Here is an 11775-nt window from a genome sequence, read left to right on the forward strand (position 1 = left end):
CTCTCCCCTTCAGCACATGTGTTGACCGCCATTGATCGACAGCGTCGATCCGGTGATGAACCCTGCTTCGTCGGCGGCAAGAAACGCGACGGCACGGGCAATCTCCTCCGGCTGCCCCAGCCGCCCGACCGGAATCTGCGGTAGAATGGAGTTCTGCATGACATCGGTCGGCACCGCGGCCAGCATCTCGGTGTTGATATAACCGGGACAGATCGCATTGACCGTGATTCCGAACCGCGCGCTTTCGAGCGCGAGCGCACGGGTGAAGCCGAGCTCGGCGGCCTTCGCCGCGGCATAGTTCGTCTGGCCGATCTGGCCCTTCTGCCCATTGATCGACGAGATGTTGATGATCCGTCCGAACTTGCGCGCCCGCATGCCCTCGATGAGGGGTCGGCACATGTTGAACAGCGAATCGAGATCAGCTCGGATCACCGCGTCCCATTGCTGCTTGGTCATTCGATGCAGTGTAGCGTCGCGCACGATACCGGCGTTGTTGACCAGGATGTCGATCGGGCCCAGCGCCGCCTCCACCTCGCGGATGCCGGCTGCACAGGCCTGGAAGTTCGCGACATCCCATTGGAACACCGGAATTCCGGTCTGATCCTGAAACGACCAGGCGGCCCCGGCATTTCCGGCATAGCAGGCCGCAACCCGGCATCCGGCAGCAACGAGGGCACGCGAGATCGCTGCGCCAATTCCTCTGCTTCCACCCGTAACCAATGCGACGCGCGCCATGCCGGCTCCTCCAAGCTGGGCACAACATTTGCGCGAATTACACGCTCGATGAATTGATCTCGCTCAATCTGAATCCCCGACCGCGCATGAGGCAGATCAAATTGGCCCGCCTCGATCCGTGCTTTGGTGGCACTTGCTCTTCCACCTCTTTGGAGAACGGCCATGTTCAAGAACATCCTGGTCCACATCCCGACGGAGCTGTCGCCACGTCCCGCGGTCGACGGATCGGTTTCGCTCGCGCTCGGCACCGGCGCGCACCTCGACGCAATGGCGATCGGCTACGAGACCGCCAGCGTACCGTTCGTCGTTGAAGGCGGCGCGGCGGTCGCCTCACTGTTCGAGGCTGAACATGAGCAGGCCCTCGAACGCGCCGAGGTTGCGCTGCGCGTCTTCGATATCGAGGCACGTAATGCGGGGATATCCTACGCGACCCGCGCCGTGGGTGCGCTCCCCATCGATGCTCGGGAGATGATCTGCGCGAGCGCGCGACTGCATGACCTGACCGTGGTGGTGCAACCGCTGGGCGAATACAACAGCTACGACAACGTGATCCCTCGGGAGTTATTGTTCCAGGCCGGCGGTCCCGTCCTGTTCATGCCCTACACGTTCCATGGCGCGTTCTCGGCGAAGCGAATCGGGATCTGCTGGGACGGCAGCCGGCTCGCCGCCCGCGCTCTCCACGACGCAATGCCGCTACTGCGCGCAGCCGATGCTCTCGCCGTCATCACCATCGATGGCGTTGATCCGATCCCTTCAGAATGCTCCACCGACCATCTGGTGCGCTATCTTGCAAAGGAGGGGCTTCCGGCCAAGATCACGTCGTTGCCGGCGTCCAAGTCCGAGGTTCAGTCGATCCTGCTGTCGATCGCGGCGGATGAGAGCCTCGACCTTCTGGTGATGGGCGGATACGGCCATTCCCGCCTGCAGGAAATCCTGCTCGGCGGCGTGACGCGCGACATGCTGCGTGCGATGACCGTCCCGGTCCTGATGTCCCACTAAGCGCGAGGCGTCTGGTGAAACATCCTGCCAGTCCACTTCGGCATCATGTCGCTCGCGGCCTCGTCATCCTCGGCACGATCTGCGCCGCACTGACTCCTGCTGCCGCCGACCAGGAACAAGGTCGTCGCCTTGCGCAACTCTACTGCGCCCGCTGCCATTCAATCGACCGGGTAAGCCCGAGCCCGCTGAGGATAGCACCTCCGTTCCGGACATTGCACGAACGCTATCCGGTCGAGATGCTGCAGGAATCGCTGGCGGAAGGGATCGTCACCGGCCATCCGACCATGCCCCAGTTCAGCTTCGAGCCGGACCAGGTGGGCGACTTCATTCTGTTCTTGAAATCTCTCGAGCGGGGCCAAGCGGACCGTTGAGCCAGGTCAATGCGCGGAACGCACAAAGCCTCATTGTTCAAGCTTCAACACGGAGGTCCGACATGCGTGCGCATCAGATAATGACCAGGCATATCATCGCCGTCAGTCCGCACACGAAGATCCTGGATGCGGCCAATATCATGCTGCGATGTCACCTCAGTGGTCTGCCGGTGATGGACGAAGACGGCACGCTCAGGGGCATGGTGTCCGAGGGAGATTTCCTGGAGCGCGCCGAGATCGGCACAGGACACAAGCGCTCGGCATGGCTGGAACTGTTCACCGGCGTGGGTCGCGCTGCGACCGATTTCGTGCACGAACGCGGCCGCAAGGTTGAGGACGTCATGACCACGACCCCGATCACCGTCGATGAGCAGGCGCCGCTCGACGAGATCGTGCATCTGATGCACAAGCACGGCGTGAAGCGGGTGCCGGTTGTGAAGGGCAAGACCATGGTCGGAATCGTCACCCGGGCGGACATCCTGCAGGCCGTCGCATCGCTGGCGCGCGAAGTTCCCGATCCGACCGCCGACGACAGCCATATCCGTGAACGGATTCTGCGCGAAATCAACGCCACCGGCTGGCGGCCGGCCGGCTTCCAGGTCTGGGTACGCAACGGCGCCGTGCATCTGCACGGCCTGATCTTCGATGAACGAGCTCGCCAGGCCGCGATCGTCCTCGCCGAGAATACCTCGGGCGTCAGGGAAGTCCGCGATCATCTATGCTTCGTCGACGGCTACTCCGGCTACTACGTGCAATCGCCGGAAGACGTCAAGGCGGCTAGCTGATCAGATCGAGGAGGCCAACATGGCAATCAGTACACTGCTTGTCGTCACAGCCGTCTGTCTCATCTTCGCGATCTTTGCGCTCGTGCTCGCCGTGACCGATCGCAGCACGACGCGCTGGCTTCGGGAACAGGACGGGAATGGAGCCAGCACACGCGCTGCCTATCCCGATAAGAACGGGACCTAGCAGCGCTTTTTGCCTCGCGCGCCGAGACACTGATGTCTCGCCGTGCGGCCACCGTTTATTGCTCTGCATTCCCGGAGCTACGTACAAATACGTAAGTGGCTTCTACTTAGGGGAAATATCCAAATTTCCCGATCCACGAGATGCGATCAATCTGCCTCCATCGATCTTCCCATTCATGGAGCGTCGCCATGCAGACCCAGAACGCCATTTCTTTCGAGAACAGCCATCACCCGACCAGCATCCTCAGCCGGCAGGCGCGCGTTGAAGGACCCTTCGGCATGGTTGGGACGCCGATGCGGTTCGCCCGCAACAGCGAAATTTACGGCGAGGACGAGGCCGCGGAATACCTCTATCAGGTCGTTTCCGGCGCCGTCCGAACCTACAAGATTCTGGAAGACGGACGTCGCCAGATCGGCGCATTCTATCTGCCCGGGGATATTTTCGGCTTCGAGGCCGGCGAGACCCATATCTCCTCGGCCGAGGCCGTCTCCGAGACGCGGGTCATCGTGGTCAAGCGCGCCGCGCTCATGGTCCGTGCGACCCACGAAAAGGATCTGGCACGCCAACTCTGGGATGCGACGGCCCAGGAACTGCGTCGCTTCCAGGAGCATCTGATGCTGCTGATCTGCAGCGCTGAAGATCGTGTCGTCGGCTTCCTCCACGACATGGCGCGCCGCGCCGTCAAGAATGCGGCGATCGAGCTTCCGATGTCGCGGCAGGATATCGCCGACTATCTCGGTCTGACGATCGAAACGGTGTCACGCACCTTCACCCAGCTCGAGCAGAACGGCGTGATCTCCCTTCCGACCTCGCGTCGGGTGGAACTGCGCAACCGCGCGATATCGAACCGGAACATGGCGGCGTAAGCGAAGGGCGTGCCAGGCTTCGATAATCGGCCGCAAGTGAGAGGCAAAGAATAGCATGCGGTCGAACCTGGCGATCACCTATGGGCAGGACAGGCTCCCGCGCTACACCAGCTACCCCACGGCTCCGCATTTTTCTGCGGCGGTCGGCGACGTTGATTACGGGGCATGGCTCAAGTCAGTTCCAGCTCGGCGGCCAGCCTCGATCTATCTGCATGTGCCGTTTTGCCGGTCGATGTGCTGGTACTGCGGGTGCCACACCTCCATCACCAGCCGCGACGAACCGGTCGTCGTTTACGCCGCCGGCCTTCGCACCGAAGCGCATCTCGTTGCGGAAGCGGTCGGTCAGCGATTGCCCGTCTCCCACATCCATTTCGGTGGCGGCACTCCGACGATCATGACGCCAGAAGCCTTTGCCGACCTCGTCAGCGCGCTACGCTACTCGTTCTTCGTGCAGCCCGACGCCGAGATCGCCGTCGAGATCGATCCACGCACCCTGACCGAGCCGATGGCGGAAGCATTGGGCTACAGCGGCGTCAACCGCGCGAGCCTTGGCGTCCAGAGCTTCGATCCTGTCGTCCAGCACGCCATCAATCGGTCGCAGAGCCTTGAGCAGACCGCGGAAGCGGTCGAGCGGCTGCGCCGTGCCGGCGTCGGCCGCATCAACTTCGACCTGCTCTACGGCCTGCCCGCTCAGACTGTCGCTTCCTGCCTGGATACCGTCGACACATGCGTCGCGCTGCGGCCCGACCGGTTTTCCGTGTTCGGATACGCCCATATTCCCTCCTTCAAGAAGCACCAGCGCATGATCGACGGGGCGTCGCTGCCGGATAGCCTCGAGCGGCATCGTCAGTCCGAGGCAGTCGCGCAGGCGCTGACCGACGCCGGATACATCCGCATCGGCCTCGACCATTTCGCGCTCCCCGGCGACAATCTGGCCATCGCAAAGCGCGAGGGCCGGCTGCGGCGTAACTTCCAGGGCTACACGGACGATTCTGCCGAGACCCTGATTGGTCTCGGCGCCAGCGCAATCGGCCGCGTGCCGCAGGGCTTCGTGCAGAATGCAGTCGCGACACGCGACTACCTTGCGCGCATCGCCGAGGACCGGCTTGCCACCGTCAAGGGCTACATGCTGACGGCGGAGGACCGTTTCCGAGCCGACATCATCGAGCGCATCATGTGCGACATGGCCGTCGACCTGCCGGGAATGTGCCGCCGGCACCGCTGGGATCCTGGTTCGGCCGTCGTCGATCGTTCCCGGCTCGACAGGCTGATCGCGGACGGCGCGGTGACGATGAGAGGTGACCGGCTCCTGATCAACGATGATGCGGAGTTCCTGGTCCGAAGCGTCGCCTCGGCGTTCGACGCTCACCTTGGTCGCGCCACGAACCGGCATAGCCGAGCGGTCTAGATTCCGACCGGCGGAACCGGTCCGCCGTCTACAGCAGTTTCGGATGTTGGCGGCTTCGTTTACCGATCCAGGCCAGGCATGTCGCAAACAGAACGAGCGCCGCGATCCCTGCGGCGCTCGTCAGAAACTGCGCCGCAATGCTGTCGGACACTTCGATGAGATACAAACTCGCCAACAGGGAGAGCACGACAGCTGCACAATAGGTTTCGAGCGAACGCTCGCCGCAACGAATTGCGCCCCTCAGGCCGCCCCTGGCAAGTCCTCGCCAATTCGGCGGCACGAACCTCGCCACGACGACGGCAATTGCCAGAAAATGCAGGAGCCGCAGCGGGTCCAGATCCGGCTTGTCGATCGGATAGATCAACCGCGCAATATAGCTGGGAACCGCGGCCGCCAATGGCTCGATCTGCCAGCTCAATGTGATCACAAGACCAAAGCCGAGGTACGCTATCGCAAGTGCGACGACGGGCCACGACGCGATTTTCCGCCCAAACATTCGATAGCCCCGGATCGCCCACCACGCCCCGAGAACGACCAGAAGCTGCCAGGCAAACGGATTGAAGTACCACAGATTGACCGGCCACTGCGGCAAGTTCCAGCCGTACAATTGGACCAGCGCATAGAGGAACGCGGAGATCAGCAGGGACGCACCAGGAAACTTCGATATTCCCCAGAGGGCAGGCGCAAACGATAGATGAAACAGCACGAAGGTCGGCAGGACATCCGTATTTACGGGGCGATACATCAGGATGGCGGCGTGGGCCAGCGCAGCACCCGGCTCTTGCAGCAGGATCTTCACGTTGGCTTCGTCCGCCAGCCGGTTGCTGCCTGAGCTGTACGCAACGATGGCAAGCGCGATGGTCAGGATGAGAAAGGCCGCATAGATCTCCCAGCTTCGCAGCAGCGTATGTGCGAGGACTGTAGCCCACCCATCGCGACGGCGGACGCTGCTGTAGCTCAGCGCACATGTCACGCCGGACACGAACATGAAGACTTCGGTCGCATCGCTGAAGCCATAATGGCGCAAGGTCAACCAGCTGAAGACATTCTTGGGGATGTGATCGAGGAAGACGCACCAGAGCGCAAGACCTCGGCATAGATCCAGCCGGAGATCGCGGTCCAAAGGCACGCTGTCGTCCTTCCCGGGATGAACGGTCAGGAGCGCGGGGTTCCGGTGAAGACTCTTGCCGTTCAAGGGACCGGTCGAACAGTCAGAAAGCATGAGACCATTACCAGCTGTCGGCTTGCCCATTGCCTGCCGCACTGTTTAACATATCAGCGCAGTTGCACGACCGTCCGATTGATAAGGATCAACACACGTTGTTCCTTCCGAGAGTTAGCTGGATCAGTTCGAGTCGGAGGATCTACGCTGTGCGCGTACGGGAGATCATGTCACGGAACGTCATCACAATCGATGGCGATGCATCGGTGATCGATGCCATCAAGACCATGCTGTCCCATCACATCAGTGGCCTTCCTGTCATCGATCAAGACGGAGCGCTCATCGGAATCCTGTCGGACGGAGATTTCATCCGGCGCGTGGGAGTTGGAACGGAGAAGCGCCGCGGCCGCTGGCTTGCGATGCTCGCGGGCACGAACCAGGTTGCACTCGACTTCGCGCGCCAACATGGCCGCAAGGTCAGTCAGATCATGTCGCCCGACCCAATCACCGTCGAGGAGGACACATCGCTTGAGCAGGTCGTCCAGCTCATGGAATCGCACGGCGTCACGCGATTCCCGGTCATGCGCGATAGGATGGTCACGCGCACGGATTTCATGACGGCAATCGCAAGGCTTCGCCTCGAATGGTCTTCCATTTCCGGCAATGACGATCAGATCCGTGCGTCGGTCATTGCGGCATTTGCGCATGCGCCTTGGCGACCCGCTGCACTGGACGTCAGCGTAAATGACGGGATCGTCAGCCTACGCGGCAGCATCCGGAGCGATAATGCGCACAAAGCAGCGATCGTTGCTGCGGAAAACGTCTCGGGCGTGAAGCGGGTCGAAGACCAACTGGTAAAAATGGCCTACCCGCCGGCGGAAGAGGACTATGGCGGCGGCGACTTTGTCTCGTTAGAGCAAGAGCCTTCGACCGAAGACGATCAACCCTTGTAAGCATGCAAAGGCGCCGATGATCGCGCCAATGGCGCCTGCCTTGCATCGACAGACTATGCGCCAGTCCCTAGACGAGATAGATCGCCTCCCGGTGAATTTCCTTGCCCGACCCGTCGATGACCACAACGTGACGATCGACGTTGCCAGCCGGCTCCTCGGTTCGAATCCTGCTTCCTGTGCGTGATCGCAGCGGCGGCGTTCAGAAACTCCAGTCCGATCCGATCACGGACCGGAACACCATCCTGCGGGTCTCCGATCGCGGCCCGCCCAAAGAAGCCGGCAGCTTAGGCCAGCCGGCAGCTTCAGTGGGGCTGCTCTACGCAGTTAGGGGATCTGCGCATCCAAGCAAAGCAGATTGCCCGGGCATCGGACTTGATCTGCATCAATCCGGCCTGCGATCTTCTGCCGTGCCTTGAGACGCAATCTGTCTCGCTTCTTCATCGGCCAACAGCTTGAGCACGACCTTGCGTTCCTCGTCCGTCAGCTGTGGATCTGCAAGCTTTTTCCTGAACAAGGCCAGGTTCTCGTCGTGAATAAATCGCTCCATGGGACAGCGTTTTCTACCCATTCGCGTGCTTTGAAAGAGTAATCCTAGCCGCGCACACGCTGGCCAGCAAGCAGCGGCTGTGGCTCGACCCGGCCCCGCCTGCCTTGGAGCGAGAATTTCCTCGCTTTGCCCGAGACTTACCTCGCCAGGGAGACGGGTCGCACACCGCCCCGAGTCGCTTGAGCCGCATCAACCTCGCACCTACGAGGCTGCAGTATGATTTGCTGCCAATTCTTTCCAGCAGCGCGAGATTCTCATGCCGCTCAAGCCGCCCGCGTATGGGCCTGCCGTTGAAGCGTTCTGGCGGGAGCCGGCCGATGCGCTGTTGTGCAGGCTCGACACCCAGCGGTGCGGTCTGCGCCAACAGGAGGCCGAAAAGCGGCTCGCCCGGATCGGCCCAAACCTCGCAGAGCCATCGGGCACGCGATCGATCCTGCAGAAGATCGTACATCGTCTGGTCAACCCGCTGATTGCCATCCTGATCGTGGCGGCGGCCGTGTCGGGCTTCAGCGGCGACCTCGCGAGCTTTGTGATCATCACGCTCGTGGTGGGCCTGTCACTGACGCTGGATATCGTGCAGGAGCACCGCGCGGAGGTCGCCGCCGATGCGTTGCGACGCTCGGTTGCCATCCAGGCCGATGTCATTCGCGATGGCGCAATCGTCGCGTTGCCGGTGAGCGAACTCGTGCCCGGAGACGTCGTGGAGCTGCGGACCGGCGACCTCGTGCCGGCCGACGGGGTCGCGCTCATGGCCCGCAATTTCCAGCTGAACGAGGCCCTGATGACCGGCGAGCCGTTTCCTGCCGCGAAGACGACGGAGCCATGCGCGACCAGTCAGCCTGCGGAAGCGAGCAATGCGCTGTTCGCCGGCACCAGCGTCGTTGGCGGCAACGGGGTCATGCTCGTCGTCGAGACTGGCCGCCGTACGCGCTTCGGCATGATCAGCGCCGAGCTGCTGGCGAACGATCCCCCAAGCGCCCTTGAGCAAGGTGTACAGAAGCTTGGCTTGCTCATCCTCAAGCTGACGCTTTTTTTGACGCTGTTCGTGTTGCTCGCCCACCTCGTGGCACATCGGCCGGCCATGGAATCATTCCTGTTTGCCGTCGCGCTCGCCGTCGGCCTGACGCCCGAGCTCTTGCCGATGGTGATGACGGTGACATTGGCGCGCGGAGCGCAGCGGATGGCGAAGCGGCAGGTGATCGTCAAGAGGCTGTCTGCTATCCACGATCTCGGTGCGATGGACACGTTATGCGTCGACAAGACCGGCACGCTGACAGAAGCCAAGATCACGCTCGCAGCACATTTCGATCCTGCGGGACGCCCCAGCGATCGGGTGCTCGAGCTGGCTCGATTGAACAGCGCCTTCCAGACCGGCATTCACAGCCCGCTGGATGAGGCGCTGCTTGCCGCAGACAGCCCGCCGGGCAGCAGCGCCTGGACCCGGCTCGCCGAGATTCCGTTTGACTTCGAGCGGCGCTGCCTCTCGGTCCTTGCGATGCGGGACAACGACCGGTTCCTGATCGTCAAGGGCGCGCCGGAAGCGATCATGGACCGCGCGGTTGCAGTCGAGGTCGACGGCTTGGCCCGGCCGCTGGATGACAGCCACCGTGCCGCGCTCGTTCGCCTGCAGGATGACCATGCCCGGCAGGGCTTTCGGCTGCTCGGCGTCGCCATCCGAACCATGGCGCCGGATCGGGCCAATGTTACGACCGCGGACGAAGCTGTCCTGACGGTGGTCGGTTTCTGCGCGTTCGCGGACCCTCCCAAGCGCGATGCGGCCGACTCGGTCCGAGACCTGAGGGCACGTGGCGTCGGCATCAAGGTGCTCTCCGGAGACCACGCTGCGGTGGTCGCGCATGTCGCGGATGCCGTCGGTCTTCCCTCCGGTCGTATCCTGACCGGCGGCGAGATCGCCAATCTGAGCGATCAGGCGCTCGCCGCGCAGATCGAGGACGTCGACCTGTTCGCCAGGATCGATCCCGAGCAGAAGAGGCGGATCATCCGGGCCTTGCGTCAACGCGGTCACGTCGTCGGCTTCATGGGCGACGGCGTGAACGACGCTCCGGCGATTCACGCCGCCCATGTCGGAATTTCCGTCGCCGGCGCGACCGAGGTGGCACGCGCGGCGGCGGACATGATCCTGCTGGCGCCGGATCTCTCGGTGCTGGGTGCGGGCGTGATCGAGGGACGACGAACGTTCGCAAACATCCTGAAATATGTCCGGATGGGAACCAGCTCGAATTTCGGCAACATGCTATCGATGGCGCTGGCATCCATTGCCCTGCCGTTCCTGCCGCTGTTGCCGCTGCAGATTCTCCTGAACAACCTGCTCTACGATCTCTCCGAGACCGGCATTCCGTTTGACGAGATCGATGAGGAGGATGTCGAGAGACCCCAATCATGGAACATGGCTGATATCCTGCGGTTCACGTTCGTCATGGGCTCGATTTCATCGCTGTTCGACGTCGCAACTTTCACCATTCTCCTGAAGGTCTTCCATACTGATGCCGCCGCGTTCCAGACCGGCTGGTTCCTGGAATCGATCGCTACGCAGATCCTCGTGATCTTCCTGATCCGCTCGCGGCGGCCGCCGTGGCGCGCCAGCCGCCCGCACCTCATCCTGGGGTTGGGCTCGCTGGGCGCGCTTGCTTCAGGGATCTTCCTGGCCCTGGGACCGTTCGGTTCCTTGTTCGGTTTCGCGGACCTGCCGCCTGTGCTGCTAGGCGCGATCACGCTGATAACGCTCGGCTACCTCGTCATGGCGGAGACCGGAAAGCGCCCTGCTCTTCCAGCCGCTACATATGAGCCAAATCGCGCTGCGCTGAGGCGACAATATCCTGCCAAGGGTACCGCACTGAATGGATGACCTACGGCGCTCACATCAACCGAACCGTGGACCGGAGTTGATTCGCATCAAGGTCTTTCGTCCCTGGAATGCGATCGTTGTGCTGGTACAGTGCACGGCTTTGCCCACAAATGGATCGATCACGACAACGGAACGAACTGAGACTTGGCGACGCGAGCGATAGGCATGCTCACGCCATTCCAAGCCTTACATCGATGCCGACGGTCAATCAGCTTCGACGCCGGAAGCGTCGGAGCGATCCGACTGTCTCATGGTACGGCCGTGTGCTCATCGTTGGGACATTACTGGTCGCCGCCGGCTGGGAGATCTTCCAGCTGCTTCTGACCATCATCACTCTCGACTGAAGGTCTCGTTGAGCGGAATTCCAGTTCAGGTGGAAATTGAAGGCCCGTCCTGCACCAGTTCGGCTGAACCATACGCGTCGGGGGTCGACTTTCGGAAGTACACCGAATCTTCGCGCGGAACGCTCACGCAACGATGCTTCCTGGCAAACTGTGCGGCCTTGGCGGCAGCGACCTCGTTGATCCCAAACAACCGCTCATAATCACGATCAGAGATTCTCAAGACAGCGCCTGCGCCGAGGCGATCGAGTCGCGATCGCAACTCGACAAGGGTGAGATTCTTATTCATTAATCTTGTCAGATCTCTAGATCGAGTTGGACGTCTGCCGAGTGTTGATTCCCAGCCATGTGTAGAGCGGACAGTAAGAGAAGAACGCTGTCGCGATCAGGACGCATCCGAGAGTCCCGGCGACCAGCCATCCCGCTCCAAGGGAGCCGTCCTTCAGGGTATATGCGATCACGGCCAGACCGATGATGATCCGGGCGTACTGATCAATGAGTCCGACGTTGCGTGTCATGGCAATCTGCCTCCTTCGATGCCGCTCCATTTTGAACGCA

Annotated in this window: 13 protein-coding genes; 8 read left to right on the forward strand and 5 right to left on the reverse strand. The window is 61.9% G+C overall.

All coding sequences use genetic code 11. The features are described from left to right. Positions 1 to 9: 9 nt before the first annotated feature. On the reverse strand, positions 10 to 735 hold the full coding sequence (gene phbB / locus XI02_RS39060; protein ID WP_172646739.1) for an acetoacetyl-CoA reductase: 726 nt from the start codon (positions 733 to 735) through the stop codon (positions 10 to 12). A 162-nt stretch (positions 736 to 897) separates the two neighbouring features. Between phbB and XI02_RS39065 the strand changes: the two genes are divergently transcribed. The 6 genes from XI02_RS39065 (at position 898) to hemN (ending at position 5348) form a co-directional block, all read left to right on the forward strand. Further along, the gene (locus tag XI02_RS39065) at positions 898 to 1734 is read left to right on the forward strand and encodes a universal stress protein (protein ID WP_028339974.1); all 837 of its coding nucleotides are present in this window, start codon (positions 898 to 900) and stop codon (positions 1732 to 1734) included. Between the two features lie 77 nt (positions 1735 to 1811). Continuing rightward, positions 1812 to 2105, forward strand: coding sequence for a cytochrome c (locus XI02_RS39070; RefSeq protein ID WP_370143886.1), 294 nt, complete (start codon positions 1812 to 1814; stop codon positions 2103 to 2105). Positions 2106 to 2167: 62 nt separating this feature from the next. After that, positions 2168 to 2890, forward strand: coding sequence for a CBS domain-containing protein (locus tag XI02_RS39075; RefSeq protein WP_028339972.1), 723 nt, complete (start codon positions 2168 to 2170; stop codon positions 2888 to 2890). A gap of 19 nt (positions 2891 to 2909) precedes the next feature. Next, positions 2910 to 3074 carry a hypothetical protein gene (locus XI02_RS39080; protein WP_155258421.1) on the forward strand — a complete coding sequence of 55 codons (165 nt, stop codon included), beginning with the start codon at positions 2910 to 2912 and terminating at the stop codon, positions 3072 to 3074. Between the two features lie 188 nt (positions 3075 to 3262). Next, on the forward strand, positions 3263 to 3940 hold the full coding sequence (locus tag XI02_RS39085) for a helix-turn-helix domain-containing protein (protein WP_028339971.1): 678 nt from the start codon (positions 3263 to 3265) through the stop codon (positions 3938 to 3940). Positions 3941 to 3995: 55 nt separating this feature from the next. Continuing rightward, a complete protein-coding gene (gene hemN / locus XI02_RS39090; protein ID WP_028339970.1) occupies positions 3996 to 5348 on the forward strand; it encodes an oxygen-independent coproporphyrinogen III oxidase in 1353 nt (450 codons plus the stop codon). Positions 5349 to 5376: 28 nt separating this feature from the next. On the opposite strand, the gene XI02_RS39095 is transcribed toward hemN, so the two are convergent. After that, complete coding sequence (locus tag XI02_RS39095) at positions 5377 to 6600, reverse strand: OpgC domain-containing protein (protein WP_244980968.1); 1224 nt, start codon at positions 6598 to 6600, stop codon at positions 5377 to 5379. 137 nt (positions 6601 to 6737) lie between these two features. On the opposite strand from XI02_RS39095, the gene XI02_RS39100 reads away from it, so the two are divergent. Continuing rightward, positions 6738 to 7463: a CBS domain-containing protein gene (locus XI02_RS39100; RefSeq protein WP_051447789.1), complete on the forward strand. Its 726-nt coding sequence runs from the start codon at positions 6738 to 6740 to the stop codon at positions 7461 to 7463. Between the two features lie 382 nt (positions 7464 to 7845). Here XI02_RS39100 and XI02_RS39105 read toward each other — a convergent pair whose 3' ends face one another. Next, positions 7846 to 8010 carry a hypothetical protein gene (locus XI02_RS39105; protein WP_172646738.1) on the reverse strand — a complete coding sequence of 55 codons (165 nt, stop codon included), beginning with the start codon at positions 8008 to 8010 and terminating at the stop codon, positions 7846 to 7848. Between the two features lie 256 nt (positions 8011 to 8266). Between XI02_RS39105 and mgtA the strand changes: the two genes are divergently transcribed. Continuing rightward, positions 8267 to 10876, forward strand: coding sequence for a magnesium-translocating P-type ATPase (gene mgtA / locus XI02_RS39110; protein WP_028339967.1), 2610 nt, complete (start codon positions 8267 to 8269; stop codon positions 10874 to 10876). Between the two features lie 369 nt (positions 10877 to 11245). On the opposite strand, the gene XI02_RS39115 is transcribed toward mgtA, so the two are convergent. Continuing rightward, positions 11246 to 11506, reverse strand: coding sequence for a hypothetical protein (locus XI02_RS39115; RefSeq protein ID WP_028339966.1), 261 nt, complete (start codon positions 11504 to 11506; stop codon positions 11246 to 11248). 16 nt (positions 11507 to 11522) lie between these two features. Then, positions 11523 to 11735: a DUF2892 domain-containing protein gene (locus tag XI02_RS39120; RefSeq protein WP_028339965.1), complete on the reverse strand. Its 213-nt coding sequence runs from the start codon at positions 11733 to 11735 to the stop codon at positions 11523 to 11525. Positions 11736 to 11775 lie beyond the last annotated feature (40 nt).

This window comes from Bradyrhizobium sp. CCBAU 21365 (assembly GCF_015291305.1).
Classification (GTDB): Bacteria; Pseudomonadota; Alphaproteobacteria; order Rhizobiales; family Xanthobacteraceae; genus Bradyrhizobium; species Bradyrhizobium elkanii.